The 20,647-nt window shown below is 61.4% G+C and carries 24 protein-coding genes; 12 read left to right on the top strand and 12 right to left on the bottom strand.

The features are described 5' to 3' along the window. Positions 1-20 precede the first annotated feature (20 nt). Positions 21-662, top strand: coding sequence for a chloramphenicol phosphotransferase CPT family protein (locus QWJ46_RS16065; protein ID WP_302752083.1), 642 nt, complete (start codon positions 21-23; stop codon positions 660-662). Between the two features lie 30 nt (positions 663-692). Next, entirely contained in the window at positions 693-1,169 is a 477-nt protein-coding gene (locus tag QWJ46_RS16060; protein ID WP_302752082.1) for a GNAT family N-acetyltransferase, read from the top strand. Here the strand turns inward: QWJ46_RS16060 and plsY are convergent. Both plsY and QWJ46_RS16050 read right to left on the bottom strand, forming a co-directional pair. Continuing rightward, positions 1,166-1,852 (bottom strand): glycerol-3-phosphate 1-O-acyltransferase PlsY, encoded by a 687-nt coding sequence (plsY, locus tag QWJ46_RS16055; protein ID WP_302752081.1) that lies wholly within the window; start codon positions 1,850-1,852, stop codon positions 1,166-1,168. The two genes, QWJ46_RS16060 and plsY, sit on opposite strands and share 4 nt — an antisense overlap. Positions 1,853-1,884: 32 nt before the next feature. After that, the gene (locus tag QWJ46_RS16050; RefSeq protein WP_302752080.1) at positions 1,885-2,364 is read right to left on the bottom strand and encodes an HIT family protein; all 480 of its coding nucleotides are present in this window, start codon (positions 2,362-2,364) and stop codon (positions 1,885-1,887) included. 351 nt (positions 2,365-2,715) lie between these two features. Here QWJ46_RS16050 and QWJ46_RS16045 point away from each other — a divergent pair, with 351 nt between their 5' ends. Further along, a complete protein-coding gene (locus tag QWJ46_RS16045) occupies positions 2,716-2,979 on the top strand; it encodes a hypothetical protein (RefSeq protein WP_302752079.1) in 264 nt (87 codons plus the stop codon). A gap of 110 nt (positions 2,980-3,089) precedes the next feature. Here the strand turns inward: QWJ46_RS16045 and QWJ46_RS16040 are convergent, their stop codons facing one another. The 6 genes from QWJ46_RS16040 to coxB form a co-directional block, all read right to left on the bottom strand. Beyond that, on the bottom strand, positions 3,090-3,968 hold the full coding sequence (locus QWJ46_RS16040) for a cytochrome c oxidase subunit 3 (RefSeq protein ID WP_302752078.1): 879 nt from the start codon (positions 3,966-3,968) through the stop codon (positions 3,090-3,092). A 60-nt stretch (positions 3,969-4,028) separates the two neighbouring features. Beyond that, positions 4,029-4,637, bottom strand: coding sequence for a cytochrome c oxidase assembly protein (locus QWJ46_RS16035; RefSeq protein WP_302752077.1), 609 nt, complete (start codon positions 4,635-4,637; stop codon positions 4,029-4,031). Beyond that, the gene (locus tag QWJ46_RS16030) at positions 4,634-4,774 is read right to left on the bottom strand and encodes a hypothetical protein (RefSeq protein WP_004672998.1); all 141 of its coding nucleotides are present in this window, start codon (positions 4,772-4,774) and stop codon (positions 4,634-4,636) included. Before QWJ46_RS16030 ends, QWJ46_RS16035 begins: the two co-directional genes overlap by 4 nt. Further along, a complete protein-coding gene (locus QWJ46_RS16025) occupies positions 4,774-5,724 on the bottom strand; it encodes a heme o synthase (protein WP_302752101.1) in 951 nt (316 codons plus the stop codon). Before QWJ46_RS16025 ends, QWJ46_RS16030 begins: the two co-directional genes overlap by 1 nt. 66 nt (positions 5,725-5,790) lie before the next feature. Then, positions 5,791-7,488, bottom strand: coding sequence for a cytochrome c oxidase subunit I (ctaD, locus tag QWJ46_RS16020; protein ID WP_302752076.1), 1,698 nt, complete (start codon positions 7,486-7,488; stop codon positions 5,791-5,793). Between the two features lie 18 nt (positions 7,489-7,506). Beyond that, on the bottom strand, positions 7,507-8,391 hold the full coding sequence (gene coxB / locus QWJ46_RS16015) for a cytochrome c oxidase subunit II (protein WP_302752100.1): 885 nt from the start codon (positions 8,389-8,391) through the stop codon (positions 7,507-7,509). 315 nt (positions 8,392-8,706) lie between these two features. On the opposite strand from coxB, the gene QWJ46_RS16010 reads away from it, so the two are divergent. From QWJ46_RS16010 to QWJ46_RS16000, 3 genes are all read left to right on the top strand, one after another. Continuing rightward, entirely contained in the window at positions 8,707-9,363 is a 657-nt protein-coding gene (locus QWJ46_RS16010; RefSeq protein ID WP_210628929.1) for an invasion associated locus B family protein, read from the top strand. Between the two features lie 381 nt (positions 9,364-9,744). Next, positions 9,745-11,160, top strand: a complete 1,416-nt coding sequence (tldD, locus tag QWJ46_RS16005; RefSeq protein WP_302752075.1) for a metalloprotease TldD — start codon at positions 9,745-9,747, stop codon at positions 11,158-11,160. Positions 11,161-11,176: 16 nt separating this feature from the next. Beyond that, the gene (locus QWJ46_RS16000) at positions 11,177-11,668 is read left to right on the top strand and encodes a GNAT family N-acetyltransferase (protein WP_302752074.1); all 492 of its coding nucleotides are present in this window, start codon (positions 11,177-11,179) and stop codon (positions 11,666-11,668) included. 43 nt (positions 11,669-11,711) lie between these two features. Here QWJ46_RS16000 and QWJ46_RS15995 read toward each other — a convergent pair whose 3' ends face one another. After that, positions 11,712-12,209, bottom strand: coding sequence for an NUDIX hydrolase (locus QWJ46_RS15995; protein WP_302752073.1), 498 nt, complete (start codon positions 12,207-12,209; stop codon positions 11,712-11,714). Between the two features lie 259 nt (positions 12,210-12,468). Between QWJ46_RS15995 and QWJ46_RS15990 the strand changes: the two genes are divergently transcribed. Then, on the top strand, positions 12,469-13,110 hold the full coding sequence (locus QWJ46_RS15990; RefSeq protein ID WP_302752072.1) for a DUF47 domain-containing protein: 642 nt from the start codon (positions 12,469-12,471) through the stop codon (positions 13,108-13,110). Further along, complete coding sequence (locus QWJ46_RS15985; RefSeq protein WP_302752071.1) at positions 13,110-14,123, top strand: inorganic phosphate transporter; 1,014 nt, start codon at positions 13,110-13,112, stop codon at positions 14,121-14,123. Before QWJ46_RS15990 ends, QWJ46_RS15985 begins: the two co-directional genes overlap by 1 nt. 16 nt (positions 14,124-14,139) lie before the next feature. On the opposite strand, the gene QWJ46_RS15980 is transcribed toward QWJ46_RS15985, so the two are convergent. Together QWJ46_RS15980 and QWJ46_RS15975 are read right to left on the bottom strand one after the other, a co-directional pair. Then, positions 14,140-14,445 (bottom strand): pyrophosphatase, encoded by a 306-nt coding sequence (locus QWJ46_RS15980; protein WP_302752070.1) that lies wholly within the window; start codon positions 14,443-14,445, stop codon positions 14,140-14,142. A gap of 74 nt (positions 14,446-14,519) precedes the next feature. Continuing rightward, positions 14,520-15,803 (bottom strand): D-alanyl-D-alanine carboxypeptidase family protein, encoded by a 1,284-nt coding sequence (locus QWJ46_RS15975; RefSeq protein WP_302752069.1) that lies wholly within the window; start codon positions 15,801-15,803, stop codon positions 14,520-14,522. A 216-nt stretch (positions 15,804-16,019) separates the two neighbouring features. Between QWJ46_RS15975 and QWJ46_RS15970 the strand changes: the two genes are divergently transcribed. Then, positions 16,020-17,057, top strand: a complete 1,038-nt coding sequence (locus tag QWJ46_RS15970; protein WP_302752068.1) for a polysaccharide deacetylase family protein — start codon at positions 16,020-16,022, stop codon at positions 17,055-17,057. Positions 17,058-17,065: 8 nt separating this feature from the next. On the opposite strand, the gene pdxH is transcribed toward QWJ46_RS15970, so the two are convergent. Further along, positions 17,066-17,686, bottom strand: a complete 621-nt coding sequence (gene pdxH, locus QWJ46_RS15965) for a pyridoxamine 5'-phosphate oxidase (RefSeq protein WP_064800912.1) — start codon at positions 17,684-17,686, stop codon at positions 17,066-17,068. Between the two features lie 65 nt (positions 17,687-17,751). Here pdxH and QWJ46_RS15960 point away from each other — a divergent pair, with 65 nt between their 5' ends. The 3 genes from QWJ46_RS15960 to fabI all read left to right on the top strand — a co-directional run bounded on the left by QWJ46_RS15960 (position 17,752) and on the right by fabI (position 20,637). Further along, a complete protein-coding gene (locus QWJ46_RS15960; protein WP_064800911.1) occupies positions 17,752-18,210 on the top strand; it encodes an RT0821/Lpp0805 family surface protein in 459 nt (152 codons plus the stop codon). 308 nt (positions 18,211-18,518) lie between these two features. Beyond that, complete coding sequence (locus QWJ46_RS15955) at positions 18,519-19,697, top strand: DnaJ C-terminal domain-containing protein (RefSeq protein ID WP_302752067.1); 1,179 nt, start codon at positions 18,519-18,521, stop codon at positions 19,695-19,697. Positions 19,698-19,818: 121 nt separating this feature from the next. Next, entirely contained in the window at positions 19,819-20,637 is an 819-nt protein-coding gene (gene fabI, locus QWJ46_RS15950) for an enoyl-ACP reductase FabI (RefSeq protein WP_184458284.1), read from the top strand. Positions 20,638-20,647 lie beyond the last annotated feature (10 nt).

The following is a 20,647-nucleotide window of genomic DNA, read 5'->3' as shown; positions in this document are numbered from 1 at the left end:
CAAACAGAAGAAGAAGACTGATGACCAATGACAGCCATAGCGGACAGATCATCATCCTGAACGGCGCGCCGAGAAGCGGCAAATCCAGCATTGCGCGCGCAATTCAGGACGAATTCGAGGGGCCGTGGATCAACCTCGGGGTCGACAGCTATAACGATATGACACCGAAACGTTACCTGCCCGGCATCGGCCTGAGGCCGGGCGGCGAGCGCCCGGATCTCGAGGAACTCGTGCCGTTCCTCTACGCAGCCCTTTACGAATCGATCGCCATCCATGCCGGATTGGGGCTCAACGTGGTCGCCGATCTCGGCCATCACGACAGCTACTCGCAGCCGCTCGGCATTCTCGGCGATTGCGCCCGGCGCCTGCAAGGCTTTCCAGTGCTGTTCGTCGGCGTGCGCTGTCCGATCGAGACGATCATGCAACGGCGCGAGATCAAGCAGGAGGGGCGCGAGACACTCTATGCAAGAGCCTCCGAAGACGTGCCGGTCCCCGAACCGGTGCAGCGCTGGCAGGACGAGGTTCATCGCCCCGGCATCTACGACATGGAGGTCGATACCTCGGTGCTGACGGCGCTCGAATGCGCCGAAGCAATCCGCCACCAGCTCGACCTCGGCATACCAGACCCTTCAGCTTTCGAGCGGATCGCCGGCGGGCGGTGATGGCCGGTGTCTCAGAGAGGATCGATCACGATGGCCATTGAACTTCGGCAGGTCAAAGAGAGCGAGGAGTGGCAGGCTTATCATGCCATAAGGCGGCACGTATTATGTGAACTCCGCGGCCTCGACGGTTACGATGACCGGCATCCGGATGAGCATAAACCCGGCAATATACCGCTTCTGCTGTGGAAAGACGGTCTCGCCCTTGGCACAGTCCGCCTCGATCTGTCTAACGATAAGACCGGCGTCGTCAGACTTGTCGCCATAATGCCGGATTACCAGAGGCAGGGGCTCGGGCGGATTTTGATGTCCGAGGTCGAGAGACTATCGGCGGAGCATGGGCTCAAACGCCTGGAGGTCCATGCCGCGCCTGATGCGGTGCCCTTTTATGATAAACTGGGCTGGGCGATGGTCGATGCTGACCAAAGCAGTCCGCTCATGATGAAGGAACTTCATTCCGCCGCTGATGGCGCAGCCGGATCGGGCGACGGTCCCAAGTCGCCGCTCTAACTTTGCGACGCTATTTTCGATCCCACGCGGCCTTGTCCCAGGCGCGGCTCCAGCCCTGACAGCAGCCGCTGAATGTTGGCGCGATGACGTATGATCACATAAGCACCGCCTGAAATCACCAGCAACCGATAGGGCAAAGGCTGCTCGAGGCTGCAGATGAGAGCGATTGCAGTCAAAGCCGCCAGCATCGACCCGAGCGAAACAATCCTGAAGATGGCGAGCACGACGCCAAAAACCGCAAGGGCGCCAAGACCAACCGGCCAGGATATTGCGAGCAACAGGCCGAGCCCCGTAGCGACGGATTTGCCGCCTTTAAAATTCAGCCAGATCGAACGGCTATGATCGAGCAATGCGGCAAGTCCGGCAAGGCAAACAGCCCAGGGCAGCCAGGCGTTCAGCTCAAGCGCTGCCGACGGCATGTCGTGCAGCACTCTATGGATCCACGGATAAAACCAGCGGGCAAAGAGAATCGCTCCAGCGCCTTTCAGCACATCGACGAGAAGCACCGCCGACGCAGGCCATTTCCCCAGGGTTCGCAACACGTTCGTTGCGCCGGTAGATCCGGAGCCATGGTCGCGAATATCGATGCCTCTAAGCAGTTTCCCGGCAAGATAGCCCGTGGGCGTGGAACCGATGAGGTAGCCGATCGCCAATCCAAACAAACTCGCTGCCCAAAAAACCATGGAGCCCCCTCGATGCTCGACCTATCGGACTATCATCGCATCGCCCTTCGCAATAATTCAATGGTCTCCGAGACGGACCGGCCTTGAACCGGCGGCGGCTCTGCGCGCTCGCAGAATTCGCGCCAGACGAACAGGGTCAGTTCGGCGCCGTCCGTCGGGGTTTCTCCCGGTCCGTCGGCAAAACTCTGAAGGACGCGATATCGGCTGTCTTTCCAGAACAGTTTTTCCACCCACTCGTAGATCGGGATCACATGAAAGTGGATGGGATAGCCGGGAGAATGTCCATATCGGCCGATATAAACGCGCTGCGCTCCAAGTTTCCGCTTCAGTAGGTCCTGAGCTGTCGCCAGCAACGGACCAAGCTCCTTCAATGCGGCCTCGGACAAATCGGAAAGATCGTTCGTATCCGTCTTGGAGCTGATCATGAGATAGCCGGGAAGAGCGGAATTCATCCGATGGTTCACCAACCATCCATCCGTCTCGGCAATATGAAAACGATCGGGGATCTGCAAATTGCCTACTCCTCTGCGAACTCGGGAATTCTAGGGATGGAGCATTCTTGATCTCTCCCGGATCCTGCAAATGCTTTGTCGATGCCCAAGCATGGGATGAGTGTCCGCCTCTTACCAATCGCACGTCCCACTCCATTAGGCTCAGGCTTGACCGACTTGACCCGAGCATCGACGGCGAGTTCGTCGGCAAATGCCACCATTATCGCTTCCAGGTGCGAAGCTGGGGCCGAAAGCGACGAGACCATCGACATCTTTGCCATTTGCCGACGACGATGCGCCCCGCCCATCCGGGTAATATCAATGTGATCAATCGCGGCGTAGTGTTCCATTTGGCTTTGAGAGGAGGATGCTATGCCTACCATAATGGCCTACCACGACGTCAAGGACGTCAAACATTGGCTCACTTCACCGCGCCGCAAAGAGGTCTTCGAGCCGCTCGGCTGTACAAACATTCGTACGTTTGTCGATCCACAGGCGTCCAACCGCGTTGGCCTCGTCATGGACGTTCCCGATATGGGCCGCCTGGAGGAATTTATGAAGTCCAAGCAAGCGGCGGATGCGATGGAGTATGACGGAGTATTGCCGGAGACCTTGGTGATTCTCACTCAATCGTAGCGGGACGTCAGGGGCCGCGCTGTGGATCAAGCCCTGCGATCACGGTGCGTGGAGCCGAAAATAGAAAAGGCGGACCCGAGGCCCGCCTTTCGCTTGAACATCGCTCCCGATCAGCCCGCGGCGACCGGAGCGCCCCAGCCGCCCCAGACGTAGATGCAGAAGAAGAGGAACAGCCAGACGACGTCGACGAAGTGCCAGTACCAGGCGGCCGCCTCGAAGCCGAAATGCTGCTTCGGGGTGAAATCGCCGCGCAGCGCGCGCAGCAGGCAGACCAGCAGGAAGATCGTGCCGACGAGGACGTGGAAACCGTGGAAGCCGGTCGCCATGAAGAAAGTCGCGCCGTAGATCGAATTCTTGAAGTCGAACGGGGCGTGGGCATATTCGTAGGCCTGCACGCTGGAGAACAGGATGCCGAGCAGCACGGTCAGCGTCAGGCCCTGAATGAGGCCCTTGCGGTCGTTGTGCAGCAGTGCATGGTGCGCCCAGGTGACCGTCGTGCCCGAGAGCAGCAGGATGACGGTGTTGTAGATCGGCAGGTGCCAAGGATCGAGGACTTCGATGCCCTTCGGCGGCCAGACGCCGCCGGTATAGGCCAAGCGCGAGGCCTGGATCGCCTCGTTCGGAAATAGGCTGGCGTCGAAATAGGCCCAGAACCAGGCGACGAAGAACATCACTTCCGAAGCGATGAACATGATCATGCCGTAACGCAGGTGCAGCGAGACGACGCGGGTGTGAGAGCCCTCATGGGCTTCCTTCACCGTATCGGCCCACCAGCCGTACATAACGTAGAGAACCAGCACGAGGCCGATAAAGAAGAGCCAGGGATTGGCGAGTTCGGCGCCGGCGACCTTGAAGGAGCCGCCGTTCAGGTAACGCATATAGCAGACGCCGCCGATCGCCATGATGAAGGCGCCGAGCGAGGCGAGAATCGGCCATGGGCTCGGATCGATGATGTGGTAGTCGTGGTTCTTCTGATGCGCATCGGCCATGTGGCTATCCCCGGATGTCTTCCTCACTTCGCTCCCGGCTTAGCCGGAAACGAGCCTTGATCAAAGTTTCTTTTCAATCTTCACCGCTCCACCCTCATTCGAAGCGACAGGCTTCTGACCCTCTTTCGGGTAGAACGTATATGACAGCGTCACCGTGTGGATATCCTTCGATTCCACCGCCTTGACGATTTCAGGGTCGATATAGAACACGACCGGCATTTCCAGCTTCTCGCCCGGCTTCAGGTCCGTTTCCGTAAAGCAGAAGCACTGCACCTTGTTGAAATAGACGCCCGCTTCGCCCGGCGTGACGTTGAACACCGCCTGGCCGCGCTGGGTTTCGTTCGACCGGTTCTCGGCGACGAAATTGACCTGGATGGTTTCACCGATTCGCGGATTGACCTCGCGCTCGACGGGCTTGAAATCCCATTGCAGGCCGGGGGCGACATTGGCGTCGAAGGTGACGCGCATCTTGCGGTCGAGGACGACGCTCGACATCTGCTCGACGCGCTGGGTCGTGCCGTTATAACCGGTTACCTGGCAGAAGATGCGGTAGAGCGGCACGGCGGCATAGCTCATCGCGCCCATGCCGAAGACGAAGCTCAGGCACATCAACACGACGGCGCCGTTGTTGCGGCCCTGCTTCCTTGGTGCGGCGGCTCTTTCGCTCATCCGGCCATTCCCCCGCCGATCTTGACGATCGTGATCGCATAGAAGAGGACGACAAGACCGGCCAGCACCAGCCCGAGGGCGATGTTGCGGTTGCGGCGCGACTTCATCTGCTTTTCGGTGAGCTTGACCAGATCCATCAGTACCAACCTCCAGCGTGCGAAACCAAGACCGAAGCCAGCCGGTCGATCATCAGGGCTGAAAACACGGCGAAGAGGTAGAAGATCGAGAAGGCGAAGAGCTTCTTGGCCGGGATCATCTTCAGATCGCCGTCGGGCATCCGCCAGACGGCGATGGAACAGGTGATGAAGATCGCGCCGAGGGCGGCGGCGATGAGGCCGTAGCCGAAGCTTGCGAAACCGAGGACGGACGGCAGCACCGCGCAGACGGCGGTCAGCACCGCATAGGCGACGATCTGATGCTTGGTCACCCGCTCGCCGGCGACGTTCGGCAGCATCGGCACGCCGACGGCTTCATAATCGCGCATCTTGAACAGAGCAAGCGCCCAGAAATGCGCCGGCGTCCACAGGAAGATGATCAGAAAGAGAACGGTGCTCTCGATCGTCACCGAATTCGTCACACAGGCCCAGCCGATCATCGGCGGGAAGGCGCCGGCAGCACCGCCGATAACGATGTTCTGCGGTGTCGAGCGCTTCAGCCACATGGTGTAGATGACGGCGTAGAAGAAGATGGTGAAGGCGAGGATGCCGGCCGAGAGCCAGTTGACGGCAAGGCCGAGAATGACGACCGAAAAGCCCGACAGCACCAGGCCGAAGGCAAGCGCTTCCGACGGCGCGACGCGGCCGGCCGGGATCGGACGTTTGGCCGTGCGGCTCATGACGGCGTCGATATCGGCGTCGTACCACATGTTGAGCGCGCCCGAGGCGCCGGCGCCGACGGCGATGCAAAGGATGGCGATCAGGCCGAGAACAGGATTGATGTGGCCCGGCGCCAGCACCAGGCCGGCAAAGGCGGTGAAGACCACGAGCGACATGACCCGCGGCTTCAAGAGCTCGAAATAATCGCGCGCGCTCGCTTCCGACATTTCGCCGTCCTCTGCAAGCGCCTCGTGATTGTCGATAACCGTCATCATTCCGTCCTGAATTTCCTTACGCCGGACGCCGTTTCGAATGCGGCGTCCGGTTTTACGCACGCTTTACTTGATGCGCGGCAGCTGTTCCCACTGGTGATAGGGCGGCGGCGAAGGCAGCTGCCATTCCAGCGTCGTCGCACCCTCGCCCCACGGATTTTCGCCGGCGATGCGCTTCTTGGCGAAGGCTTCGAAGACACCGAAGAGGAAGATCAGCACACCGAAGGCCGAGATGTAGGAGCCGATGGAGGAAACATAGTTCCAGCCGGCAAAGGCATCCGGATAATCGATGTAGCGGCGCGGCATGCCGGCGAGGCCGAGGAAGTGCTGCGGGAAGAACACCAGGTTGACGCCGATGAACATGACCCAGAAATGCAGCTTGCCGACAAACTCGTTGTACATGTAGCCGGTCATCTTCGGGAACCAGTAATACCAGCCGGCGAAGATCGCAAAGACGGCGCCGAGCGACAGAACGTAGTGGAAGTGGGCCACGACGTAATAGGTGTCATGCAGCGAACGGTCAAGACCAGCATTGGCGAGCTGAACGCCGGTGACGCCGCCGACCGTGAACAGGAAGATGAAGCCGATCGCCCAGAGCATCGGCGTGCGGAACGAGATCGAGCCGCCCCACATCGTTGCGATCCAGGAGAAGATCTTCACGCCCGTCGGAACGGCGATGACCATCGTGGCGAAGACGAAGTAGCGCTGAGCATCGAGCGACAGACCGACCGTGTACATGTGGTGGGCCCAGACGACAAAGCCGACGGCGCCGATCGCGACCATGGCGTAGGCCATGCCGAGATAACCGAAGATCGGCTTTTTCGAGAATGTCGAGATGATGTGGCTGATCATGCCGAAGCCCGGCAGGATGAGGATGTAGACCTCGGGGTGACCGAAGAACCAGAACAGGTGCTGGTAGAGGATCGGGTCGCCGCCGCCTTCCGGAGAGAAGAAGGAGGTGCCGAAGTTGCGGTCGGTCAGCAGCATGGTGATGCCGCCTGCCAGAACCGGCAGCGACAGCAGCAGCAGGAAGGCGGTGATCAGCACCGACCAGGCAAACAGCGGCATCTTGTGCAGCGTCATGCCCGGGGCGCGCATGTTGAGGATCGTGGTGATGAAGTTGATCGCACCGAGGATCGACGAGGCGCCGGCAATGTGGAGCGCGAAGATCGCCAGGTCGACCGCCGGTCCGGGCGTACCGCTGGTCGCGAGCGGCGGATACATCGTCCAGCCGCCGCCGGTGCCGTAGGCGCCAGCCGGGCCTTCGACGAACATCGACAGCAGGAGCAGCGCGAAGGCCGGAACGATCAGCCAGAAGGAGATGTTGTTCAGGCGCGGGAAAGCCATGTCCGGGGCGCCGATCATGATCGGCACCATCCAGTTGGCGAAACCGCCGATCATCGCCGGCATGACCATGAAGAAGATCATGATCAGCGCGTGCGCCGTGGTGAACATGTTGAACATCTGCTTGGCGCCGTCGATGGCGGCATCGCCCTCATAGCCGTAGACCATCGAGGCCAGGCCGTGGAAGATCTGGATGCCCGGCTCCTGCAGCTCCATGCGCATGGCCACGGACAGCGCGCCGCCGATGATGCCGGCGATGATCGCGAAGATCAGGTAGAGCGTGCCGATGTCCTTGTGGTTGGTCGAGAACAGCCAGCGATTGACAAAGCTCGGCTTGTGCCCGTGATCATGGTGATCATCATGCGTGTGATCGTGAGCGTGATCATGAGAATGATCGTCGTGAGCGGAAGGTCCAGCCATTGTCCCGATCCCCTTTAATTACTGTGCTTCGGCAACGTCGACGGTCTTTGCGGGACCATCGGTTGCGGCCATGAGTGTCTTGTAGGCGCCGGGCAGGTCGCTGGCGGCTGCGGTCAGCCACTGCTTGTACTTGTCCTCGGAGACGACGCGGATGGCGATCGGCATGAACGCATGGTCCTTGCCGCAGAGCTCGGAACACTGGCCATAGAACAGGCCTTCGCGCTCGGCCCTGAACCAGGTCTCATTCAGGCGGCCCGGCACGGCGTCGATCTTGATGCCGAAGGACGGCATGGCGAAAGCATGGATGACGTCGGTCGGCGCAGACGTCACGAGAACGCGCACCGTCTTGTTGACGGGCAGCACCAGCTCGTTGTCGACGGCGAGCAGTCTGGGATAGACCGACTTGTCTTCCTTGCCGGCGGCCGCGCGATCCTGATCCTTCAACAGGTAGGAATCGAAGGCGAGCGGGCTGTCGCCCGAACCTTCATATTCATAATTCCACTGCCACTGGGTGGCGGTCGCCTTGATCGTCACGTCGGGATTTTCGGGCAGCGTCAGCTGCGCCGTCAGAAGATTGAACGAGGGAATAGCGAGGAAGAGCAGCACCAGGACCGGCCCCACGGTCCAGATGACCTCGATCAGCGTATTGTGGCTCGTGCGCGACGGAACCGGATTGGCGCTGGCGCGGAACTTGAAGCAGACGACGATGAGCAGGATCAGGACGAAGAGCGTGATCGGAACGATAAACCACAGGGTATATTGTTCGAACCAATGAATTTCCCGCATAATCGGCGTCGCCGCCGGCTGCAGCGTCGCCTGCCACGGCGTCGGCTGGTCGGCATATGTGCCGGAAGCAAAAAGCAGACAGACCAGCGCGGTCAGAGCTGCATAAGCCTTCTTCATCACCTTATTATCTCCCTCGAGCGCTTGACCTGCTAAATCGAACGCAGAATCCTTGCCATCTTCAGCGCTTCAAACCACAGTTTGGCATTTGCCGCAACAGGCAGGAGCAATTGTCTATGCGGCATTTTTGCTTAAAGCACAGGCAGGCCGAACGGCAAAACATCCCAAGTTTTTCATCGGCATATGAAAAATGCCCTTTCCGGCCGATCCGCCCACCGTACATTATTTGACAAAGGTCCAATTTCTGCCGCAGTCCCCCGGTTTTCACGGGGTGGGGCTTTTCATTTCCGGTGGGCAGCTTCAACAATAGCCGCAATGATTCGATATCCAGAGGTTTCCATGGGTTTCCGTTCCCTCGCGCGGTCGCTTCTCGTGACTGCCAGCATCGCGGCCGCAGCGACGACACCCGTCTTCGCACAGCAACCCGCCCCTTCCCCGGCCCAACCCACCACACCAGCACCGGCCGCCCCTGCCCCGGCGCAGCAGCCCCCGGCTGCCAACCCCAATATCCAGGTGACGCCCGGCCAGACGCAGCCTCAGGCGCCCGGCACGGTGAAATCCAATCACGGCGCCTGGTCGGTTGTCTGCGACAAGCCGGCCGGGGCGGCGACGGAACAATGCGCGCTGATGCAGAACGTCATCGCCGAGGACCGGCCCGAAGTCGGGCTTTCCGTCGTCGTCTTGAAGACGGCCGACCGCAAATCGAAGATCCTGCGCGTGCTGGCGCCGCTCGGCGTGCTCCTGCCAAACGGCCTCGGTCTCAATGTCGACGGCAAGGATATCGGCCGCGCCTACTTCGTCCGCTGCTTCGCCGACGGCTGTTATGCCGAAGTCGTGCTCGAGGACGAACTGCTCAAAACCTTCCGCAGCGGCGCCCAGGCAACCTTCATCGTCTTCCAGACGCCTGAGGAAGGCATTGGCATCCCCGTCGACCTCAAGGGCTTCGCCGAAGGTTTCGACGCTCTGCCTTGAGGGCGCCGGCCTCGCCCCCCATCATTTGGCCAGACCGCGACGTCTCGATTCCCCCTTCTCCCCAGCGGGGAGAAGGTGCCCGTAGGGCGGATGAGGGGGCCGGCGACGCAGGTCTTTCCAATAGCGCCCGTGCGCACCGGCGAATAGGATTTCGTGAAGGTTGCGCCGTGTGGCCCCCTCATCCGCCTGCCGGCACCTTCTCCCCGAGGGGAGAAGAGATATGCCGCGCGCTTCCTCGTCCCACTCTCTGGGGGCATCCGTCTCTTGGAGATTATCCTACAGGCAAAGAATAATTCCACCGCAGGGCTTCACTCTTTATCATCAGGAGCCCTATCTAAGGCGCAAGCGCATTCCCGACCGCATGCCCATTGGAGCCAAACCATGACCACCGATCTCCTGACGCTTTTCGATGCCGACGAAGCCATAATGCGTGGTCTTGTCGCCCAGGCGCTCGCCGGCGCCGATGACGGCGAGCTGTTCATCGAGCATGCCCAGGCCGAGGCACTGACCTTCGACAATGGCCGGCTGAAGGGCGGCAGCTTCAATACGGAACAGGGTTTCGGGCTCCGCGCCGTTGCCGGCGAAGCCGTGGGTTATGCCCATGCCGGCGATCTCTCAGTGGCGGCGCTGAAGCGGGCGGCCGATGCGGTCGGCGCGGTGACGCGCGGCTATTCCGGCACCTATGCCGCCGCTCCCCAGGGCACCAACAAGAAATTCTACGGCGACCAGAACCCGATCGGCCAGCCGAGTTTCGAGGAGAAGGTCAAGGTCCTGCAGGATATCGACGCCTATCTCAGAGGCAAGGACGACAAGGTGCGGCAGGTAACCGCCTCGGTCGCGGCGAGCTGGCAGGTCGTCGACATCCTGCGCGCCGACGGCCATCGTGTCCGCGACATTCGGCCGATGACGCGCATCAACATTTCCGTCGTGGTCGGCGACGGCGAGCGGCAGGAAAGCGGCTCCTATGGCAGCGGCGGGCGCATCGGCTTCGGCGATTTCATTGCCGAGGGCAGCTGGCAATATGGCGCCGACGAGGCGCTGCGCCAGGCGCTGGTCAATCTGGAAGCGATCGATGCGCCGGCCGGCACGATGGACGTCGTTCTCGGCTCCGGCTGGCCGGGGGTGATGCTGCACGAGGCGGTCGGCCACGGGCTGGAAGGCGATTTCAACCGCAAGAAGACATCGGCCTTTGCAGGTCTTCTCGGCCAGATCGTCGCCGCGCCAGGCGTTACCGTCGTCGATGACGGCACGATAGACAACCGCCGCGGCTCGATCACCATCGACGACGAAGGCACGCCGTCCGGCTACAACGTGCTGATCGAGAACGGCAAGCTCGTCGGCTACATGCAGGACCGGCAGAATGCCCGGTTGATGGGCATGGCGCCCACCGGCAACGGCCGCCGCCAGGGCTATGCGCATGTGCCGATGCCGCGCATGACCAACACCTATATGCTCGGCGGCGACAAGACGCCTGAGGAAATCATCGCCTCGGTGAAGAAGGGCATCTATGCCGTTTCCTTCGGCGGTGGCCAGGTCGATATCACCTCCGGCAAATTCGTCTTCGGCTGCACCGAGGCCTATCTGATCGAGAACGGCAAGCTCGGCGCGCCGATCAAGGGCGCGATGCTGATCGGCAACGGCCCGGACGCGATGAAGCGGGTGTCGATGATCGGCAACGACATGAAGCTCGATACCGGCATCGGCAATTGCGGCAAGGCCGGTCAATGGGTTCCGGTCGGCGTCGGCCAGCCGCATCTGCGCATGGATCAGGTCACCGTCGGCGGCACGCAGACCTGAGGCGGGGAGGAAACCGATGGCGGAGATCGAAATCAGAGCCTTTGCCGCCGGCGACGCTGATGACGTGCTGTCGGTGATCCTGCCGATCCAGCGCGAGGAGTTCGGCATCGACATCACAGCCGATGCGCAGCCGGATCTCAGGGTCATCCCGGATTTCTACCAGTCCGGCAAAGGGCAGTTCTGGGTCGCTGTCAAGGACGGCGCGATCGTCGGCACGCTTGGGCTGAAGGACATCGGCAACAATCAGGCGGCGCTGCGCAAAATGTTCGTCGCCACCGAGGTTCGCGGCCGCGAACACGGCGTGGCGGCGCGGCTTCTCCAGCGTCTGTTCGATCACGCCAGAGATGCCGGCCTAACCGATATCTTCCTCGGCACGACGGACAAATTCGTCGCCTCCCATCGCTTCTACGAGAAGAACGGCTTTGTCGAGATCGCCAAGAGCGCCCTGCCCCGGGCCTTCCCGCTGATGGCAGTGGACAGCAAGTTCTACCGCTATAAGGTCGCCTGACGAAAGAGAATGTCGTTCCGAAAACCTTCGGCGGGTTTCGGTCTTAGGCTTTCGGCAGTTTCGCCACCGTTCTTTCAACCTTGCCCAGCAAGCTTCTCAGTTCGGGCTCGCGGACGAAAGCAGCGGCTTCGAACGGCGGGAGCCATCGGCTGTTTCGTTGTTTTTCCTCCGGAAACTTCTCGTCTATTTTTTCGGCTTGCAAGAGATGGACCTGAACGACGGAAGGAACGCGTTCACCGTTGGCCAGCGTCTTGATATAGGTGTAGAAGCCAAAGGGGCGCTTCCTGGCCTTACCCTTCACCCCGCCCTCTTCCCAAGCCTCGCGCTCGGCAACCTGGTGGGGTGCGAGCTTCGCAATAGGCCAGCCCTTGGGAATGACCCAGCGGCCGCTGTCGCGCGATGTGATCAGGAGAACCTCAACCAAGTTGTCGCCGACTTTTCGATAACAGATCGCAGCAAACTGCTCGATTGCTTCCCCCCTCAAGAGCTGATCGGTCGCGCCTGCCAGCCGGCCGAGATAGGATCTAGCTTTCTTCGGCATTGGCTTCAGCCGCCGCGGGCCGGCCATCATTAGTGGCGGAAGCCATGGTAATCTCCTGAGCGATAGATCAATCGTGAAAAGAAGCTTGGGACGCTGAACAAGGTTTGGGCGCCGCCAATGTTCCTCAACTATATCTCTACTTCAAGGGCGGCGCTGTCACAAATCTGTCATAAACTGAAATTCACCCCTATCACTTCAATGGGATACGGTTTAGGACGGCTTGTCGCCTATAGCGCAGACCAAAGATCACGAGGTGTTCATGCTGGGTTGGTTTCGAAAGTTGATGCCGCGCGAAGACCGGTTCTTCGTCCTTTTCGAACAACATTCCAGAAGGATCGTCGACGCCGCACAGGCTCTGGACAGGTTGCTGTCGGGAGTAGAGATCGAGCATCAATGCGAAACGATCGTGCGGTTGGAAGATCAGGCCGACGATATAACGCGCGAAGTCATGCAGGCCGTCCGGCGGAGCTTCATCACACCTTTCGATCGTGGAGACATCAAGGATCTCATCCAATCCATGGATGATGCGATCGACATGATGCACAAGACCGTCAAGACCATCCGGCTCTTCGAGCAGACCAGCTTCGATCCGGGGATGCAGGAGATGGGCAAGACGGTTGTGGAAGCTGCCAATCTCATCTCCGAGGCCATTCCGTTGCTTGATCGCATGAGCGCCAATGCGCCGCGGCTTTCTGCCATCGTCGAGCAGGTCACGCGGGTGGAAGGGCGCTCCGACGAGTTGCACGAGCAGGGACTCAAGGATCTGTTTCGTCGGCACGGCGCCGGCAATGCGATGGCCTATATGATCGGCAGCGAGATCTACGGCGAGCTGGAGAAGGTGGTCGACCGTTTCGAGGACGTCGCCAACGAAATCAGCGGCATCGTGATCGAGAATGTCTGATGGACGCCGCCCTCGCTCTTCCGCTTCTTGTCGGCCTGATCGGCGTCGCGCTGCTGTTCGATTTTCTCAATGGCCTGCATGATGCGGCCAATTCGATCGCAACAATCGTCTCGACACGTGTCCTGAGGCCGCAATATGCGGTCTTCTGGGCGGCATTCTTCAATTTCATCGCCTTCCTGTTCTTCGGGCTGCATGTGGCCGAGACGCTCGGGACCGGCATCATCGATCCGGCGATCGTCACACCGCAGGTGATTTTCGCGGCCCTGATCGGCGCCATCGTCTGGAATGTCGTGACCTGGATCTTCGGCATTCCCTCCAGTTCATCCCATGCCCTGGTCGGCGGGCTGGTCGGTGCGGGCCTTGCCAAAACGGGGTTGAGCTCGATCGTCTGGAGCGGTCTTCTCAAGACCGCCGCCGCCATCGTCATGTCGCCGATGATCGGTTTTCTCCTGGCACTGTTCCTCATACTGGCGGTGACCTGGATCTTCATCCGGCAGACGCCGTTTGCCGTCGACCGATCCTTCCGTTTCCTGCAGTTCGTGTCGGCGTCGCTCTATTCACTCGGCCATGGCGGCAATGACGCCCAGAAGACCATGGGCATCATCGCCGTGCTTCTTTACTCGCAGGGCTATCTCGGCGGCAACTTCCACGTGCCGCTCTGGGTGGTGATTTCCTGCCAGGCGGCGATGGCGCTCGGCACCTTGTTCGGCGGCTGGCGCATCGTCCATACGATGGGCTCGAAGATCACCAGGCTGAACCCGATGCAAGGATTCTGCGCCGAAACGGGCGGCGCCTTGACGCTGTTCGGCGCCACCTGGCTCGGCATCCCCGTTTCAACCACCCATACGATTACCGGCGCAATCATCGGCGTCGGCGCCGCCCGGCGCGTGTCCGCCGTCAGATGGGGGCTTGCCGGCAACATCGTGATTGCTTGGATCATCACCCTGCCGGCCGCGGCGATAATATCGGCGCTTTCCTTCTGGCTGGTGACCGGCTTGAGCAAAATCTTCTGATGTCGCTCCCGATTTCTTACCAGCGCGGCTGAAACCGCCACTTCCGCTCGATCGCCGCGGCGAGGTCGATGTCGTTGCGGTGAGCAAACAGCATGAGGTGACCGAGCAGGTCGGCAGTCTCGTCTGCCAGATCGCGCCTGCTATCCTCAGGAGAGCGGCCCTTCGCACGGCCCCGACCGGTCAGCCGGTTCCAGGCCTGGGTGAGCTCTCCCATTTCCTCCTGCAGTTTCAACAGGAACGAGTCGGCATCTCGCTCGATGCCATTGGCGGCGACATGGGCAGAGGAAGCGGCTTCGAACTGGTCGGCGAGACGGCGCAGCATCAATGTTCTCCTTTTGTTTATGGAGAAGACGCTGATTCCCGCTGCTTGTCCAGATTGGAATATGGCGACCGCGATTAGCTGTGATCGGGCAGCAGCATGCAATCATAGGAACGCTGTTTCAGCGCATCGCAGGCGGAGACGGCGGCGTCCCTGCTGGCGAAACCGACGAAGCGGGCGCGATAGATCCTGTTCGCCCCCTGTCCGACAGCCTCGGTATAGGGCGAGGCGGAGACCAGCGGCGCGCCGCCTTCCGACTGTGCCTGGGCAAGAAGCGCCCGCGCCGCATCGGCACTCGGTGCCGCCGAAATCTGGATCTGCCAGGTTCCATCGGCTTTCCCGGCCGAAGCCTTGCCGCTCTTGCCGGCATTCAGGATCTCGTCCATCGCGACAGGACGCTCCAGCGGCACGACGGCGTCATCGGCATAAGCCAGGGTCTTCGCTGCGAGATCTTCGTCAGGGCGCGGCGCGTTCGCCGGCACCGGAACGTCGGATGCATCGGCGGCGGACGCGACTTCGACCGGCTCCCTGGCGCCGACGCTTGCCATCAGCCTGGCGCCGCCGGATGACGAGGCGCGGCCGAGATAGCGGTCGAGCAGCGCTTCCATCCTGGCGTCGCGGCTGCGGGCGGTGCGGCCGCCGAGCACGACGCCGACGACGCGTCGGTTGCCGTCCTTGACGGCGCTGACGAGATTGAAGCCCGAGGCGTTGGTATAACCGGTCTTGATGCCGTCCATGCCCTGGTAGCGGTACATGAGGTTGTTGTGGCCGCGCACGGTCTTGCCGCGGAAATTGAAGCTCGCCATCGAAAACAGACGGTATTCATTGGGATAGTTCTTCATCAGCGCCACGCCGAGCGTCGACATGTCGCGCGCAGTCGTCACCTGGCTGCTGTTCGGCAGGCCCGATGCGTTGACGAAGACGGTACGGCTCATGCCGAGCTGGCGGGCTTTGGCCGTCATCATCCGGGCGAAACCACTCTCCGAGCCGCCGAGCTTCTCGGCCATGGCGGCAGCGGCGTCATTGGCGGATTTGACGATCATGCCGTACACCGCCTCGCGCACGGTGATGGTGCCGCCCGCCTTGACGCCGAGCTTGGTCGGCGGCCGCGCGGCAGCGTATTTCGACATTTTGATCGGCGTATCCCAGGCGATCTTGCCGCGTTTCAGCGCCTCGAAGGTGAGATAGAGCGTCATCATCTTCGTCAGCGAGGCCGGATGGTTCAGCGTATCGGCGTTTTCGGACGCCAGCACCTTGCCGGTCCGGGCATCGAGGATCAGCGAGGCGCTGCCCGCAAGAGCCGCAAGCGGCGCCGAAACGGCCAGCGTTACGGTCAAAACAGCCTCCAATAGCTTTCTCATGGAATCCCCCTGATGCGCTGGCTCTCGATCGGGCCGGCCATGTGTCGTAATGTGACAGAAGCCGCAAGTTTGGCGCGACTTTGCGGCAACGCCTACCATTTTTCTAGCCTTTTCATCGTCTTGGTTAACAAAAAACGAAAGAAGCTGTGCGAAATCGGGATTCAGTAAGGCTTAAACTGCGGTTGCTAGTTTGGCGTAAGAGGCAATGAGCGGCGCATGACGGGGCAATTGAAGCGACTGGCAAAACGGGCGGCGATCGGCGCCGGGCTCGAGGCATCCTGGCTGATCGCTGCGGCCGGCCTGATGCGGCAGGCGCGCGGGCGCGGAGTCGTCTTCACGCTGCATCATGTCCGCCCGCACGAGCCCCAAGCCTTTGCGCCGAATGCGCATCTCGAAATCACCCCGCACTTTCTCGATGCGGCGCTGCGGCGGCTGACGCGCGACGGCTATCGCTTCGTGCGGCTCGACCAGCTGCCGGCGCTGTTGGCCGAGCCCGAGGGCGGCAAGCCGTTTGCGGCCTTTACCCTCGACGACGGCTACATCAACAACATGGAACATGCACTGCCGGTGTTCGAGCGGCATCGGGCGCCTTTCACGGTGTTCGTCACCAAGGGTTTTGCCGAAGGTTCCCACAGCATCTGGTGGGAAACGCTCGCCGTCCTGTTGCGCCAGACAAAAGAAATCCGCTTCGATTTCGGCCGCGGCAGCGAGCGGCTGGCGCTCGACGGGCCGCGGCAACAATGGGAGGCCTTCGACCGTTTCGCCCGTTATATCCACCGCTACGACGAGGCGCGCGCCGTGGCGACCCTCGATATGCTGGCCCGGGAAAAAGGCATCGAGCCGACCGATATCGTGCGCGATCTGGTGATGGGACCGGCGCAATTGCAGCGGCTCGCCCGACGTCCGCTTGCAGCGCTCGGCGCCCATACGATCAGCCATCGCGCCCTTGCCCGGCTCTCGGAGGCCGAAGCGCGGATCGAGATGGAGGCTTCGGCCGATTACGTCGAGGCGCTGACCGGCGTCCGTCCCGCCGCGATCGCCTATCCCTACGGCACGCCGGAAGCGGCGACCGGCCGCGAGGCGGCGATTGCCAGCCGGCTGGGCTTTTCGGTCGCGGTCACGACTCAGCCGGGACTGCCGGCGGCGGACAAGACCGGCTATCTCCCGCGCATGTCGCTGAACGGCTACTACCAGAGGCGGCGCTACGTCGCGGCGCTTGCCTCCGGCATTCCGCTGAAACTGATGGGCCGGTAGAGGGTAAGTTAAGGATACATCCGCACCTTTTCCCAGGCCCCGACTGGGGACGGGCGGCGGAATTCGATGCGGTCATGCAGGCGGAAATTCTGATCCTTCCAGAATTCGATCGAGGTCGGGCGGATGCGGAAGCCCGACCAATAGGGAGGCCGGGGTATCTCGCCAATCGCGTAGCGGGCGGTGTATTCGGCCACCGCCTTCTCCAGCGCGAATCGGCTTTCGAGCGGACGCGATTGTTTGGAGGCCCAAGCGCCGATGCGGCTGCCGCGCGCCCGCGTCTTGAAATAGGCGTCGGCTTCGGCGTCGCTCACGATCTCGACGGGCCCGCGCAGCCGCACCTGGCGGCGCAGGCTTTTCCAGTGGAAACACATGGCCGCTTTCTTCTGCCCCAAGATTTCGCGACCTTTCTGGCTCTCGAAATTGGTGTAGAAGACAAAACCGTCATCGTCGAATCCCTTCAGGAGCACCATGCGGACATTGGGAAGACCATGCTCATCGACCGTTGCCAGCGCCACGGCATTGGGATCGTTCGGTTCGGAGGCCTCCGCTTCCTTCAGCCATTCGGCAAAGAGCTTGAAGGGCTCGCCACTTTCGGTAAAGTCACCGCTTGTTAACTCGTTTGCCGACATATTGGTTCAAATGCCCCGGATTATTCAAAACTCGCCCAGCTTTTGATAACTGGACAGGACGCAGGGTGGAAGTCATAGCAAAGTCATATCGCCATACAAAGGGCCTGCGGCAACGCAGCAGCGTCTTCCTGGTTGTCGGCGCCGCAATGCTGTCGCTTTCCGGCTGCCTTGCCGGCGGGATGGATTTCTTGAGCGAAGCCAAGGTCGACCGGTCGGTGGCCACCGGCACCGTGCCGCAGACGCCGCCGAGCACCGACACCCTCTCGGACGAGATGACAGTGCGCAATGCCGTGACTTCGGCCGATGTGCACAAGCTCGAAGGCCAGCCGCTTCCCTGGGCGAATGCATCGACCGGCAGCGCCGGCGTCATCGATACGATCGTCGAAAACAACGAATCGGGCCAGGTCTGCCGGCAGTTCCGCACGACGCGGCATTCCTATGTCGGCATCGCCAAATTCTACGGCAAGACCTGCCTCGTCGGCGGCGGCAATTGGCAGCTGCTGAGCTTCCAGCCGGAAAGCTAGTTCCGGCGGGAAAGTTAATTTCCGGCGGGAAATTTGATCTGCCAGAACCGATTCGGCGCGTGACAGGTTAACGGCGGCCGGCTTTGTCGTGAATGCTTAGCAAAGAGCTAACCATTTACGCCAAAACACTCCCCATCCCTCCCCAGAAATAAGAAGTGATTAGCAACTCGGCCGCACGATCGGTGTCGAGAGTGGCTCTCCCTGCCTTTGCGGCCGGTGGCACCTCACATGTTGATATTGGACTTCGATATTGGGCGGGGATGCCGGGCAAGGACAGGCGCCCGCATCGCAACACCGGCGGTTTTGACATGCGCGATCCTTACAAAATTCTGGGCGTCAAGCGCGACGCGGCGGCGGACGAGATCAAGGCGGCCTGGCGCAACATGGCCAAAGCAGCCCATCCCGATCACAATCAGGGCGATCCGACGGCGACGGCCCGGTTCGCCGAGATCGGCCGCGCCTACGAAACGCTGAGAGATCCGCGCAAACGCAGCCTGTTCGACAATGCCGTGCGGATGGCGGAAGCCAAGAAGCAGGAACAGACGATCATGCAGCAGCGCCAGGCCGCGCGTGAGGCGGCGGCTCGCGCCAAGGCGGCACAGGCCAATGCCGAGCGGGTGATGGAAGAGCTTGCCCGGGCTGCCCAGAAGGCCGCGGCCGACGGCCAGCGACAACAGGCCGGCGCCGGCGAAGGCGCCGAGGAGATGGTGGAGCGCATTTTCGGCGCGCAGGCGCGCGCTGCGGCGGGCGGCCAGGCGCAAGGCCGCGCCCAGCAGGCCCCGAACCAGCAGGCCCAGAATCAGCAAACACAGGGCCAGACACAGGCCGAAGCGGGCAAGCGCATGGATGGCGAGGCCGCCGAAGCCGACGAGGAACCCGGCGAGACGTCAAATAATGCCGGCACCAACCTGTCGCTGCCGCTCAGCATTCTGACATCGCTGGTGCGCCGTTTCACCGGCGCCAAGGATACCGGCCTCGAGAAAGCGCCCGACGAGGTGACGACGGCGACGGTCACGATCGACGACGTGCTGAAGAGCGGCTGGATCACCGCATCTCTGCCGGAGGGCCGCGAAATCGGCTTCGCGCTGCCGGCCGGCACCACGGATGGTCATGAGCTCCGGCTCAAGGGACAGGGCTTCAAGCTGCCGGGCATGCAGCGCGGCGATGCCGTCGTCAATATCCGCATCGCCCCCGATCCGCGCTTCACCGTCGATGGTTTCGACCTGCACGCCGTGCTGCCGATCAGCATCGAAAATGCCGTGCTCGGCACCGAGGCCCGTATCGACGGCCCGGCCGGGCCCTTGAACATCACCGTTCCCGCATGGTCGGGCTCGGACAAGACGATCGCGATTCCCGGTCAGGGGTTGCCGCGGGAAGACGGCAGCAGAGGCGATCTCGTCGTCGAATTGCGCATCATCCTGTGGGAAAAACCCGACGACAAGATCACCGATCTCATGCGGAGCATGCGCGAAGGCCTGTTCCTGTGAAATTTTTATGACATTCGCACCCTTTGTTACGATCCCTAACAGTTGATGATCCAGGCCAAGCTTGAACCGATTAACGGCCTATGCCATAGGCAGGATCGATCAGAATCCTAGGGAGCAAAATATGGCTCAAGCATCCGGCCTCATGGCAGGCAAACGCGGCGTCATCATGGGTGTCGCCAACAATCGTTCGATTGCGTGGGGTATTGCCAAGGCCATTCATGCGCAGGGCGGAGAAGTTGCGCTCACCTATCAAGGCGATGCGCTGAAGAAACGGGTCGAGCCGCTTGCAGCCGAAATCGACGCGACGCTCGTCGGTCACTGCGATGTCGCCGACGAATCCACTATCGACGCGGTTTTCGAAAATGTCGAAAAGCTGTGGGGCAAGATCGATTTCCTCGTGCACGCCATCGGCTTTTCCGACAAGGACGAGCTGACCGGCCGCTACATCGACACATCGCCGGACAATTTCACCAAGACGATGCAGATTTCCGTCTACTCCTTCACCTCGGTCGCACGCCGCGCCGAGAAGCTGATGACGGAAGGCGGCTCAATGCTGACGCTGACCTATTACGGCGCCGAAAAGGTAATGCCGAATTATAATGTCATGGGCGTCGCCAAGGCCGCGCTCGAAGCGAGCGTCAAATATCTCGCCGTCGACCTCGGACCGCAGAACATCCGCGTCAACGCCGTTTCGGCCGGGCCGATCAAGACGCTCGCCGCCTCCGGCATCGGCGATTTCCGTTATATCCTGAAGTGGAACGAATATAACGCCCCGCTGCGCCGCACCGTCACCATCGAGGAAGTCGGCGATGTCGGCCTCTATCTGCTGTCCGACCTGTCGCGTTCGGTCACCGGCGAAGTGCACCACGCCGATAGCGGCTATCATGTCATCGGCATGAAAGCGGTCGACGCGCCGGACATCTCGGTCGTCAAGGACTAAGTCCCCCGGA

It is taken from the genome of Rhizobium sp. CBN3 (assembly GCF_030518245.1).
In the GTDB taxonomy this organism is placed as follows: Bacteria; Pseudomonadota; Alphaproteobacteria; order Rhizobiales; family Rhizobiaceae; genus Rhizobium; species Rhizobium aethiopicum_A.
Note: the sequence above shows the minus strand (reverse complement) of the source record. Positions and strands in the feature narration are given on the sequence as shown.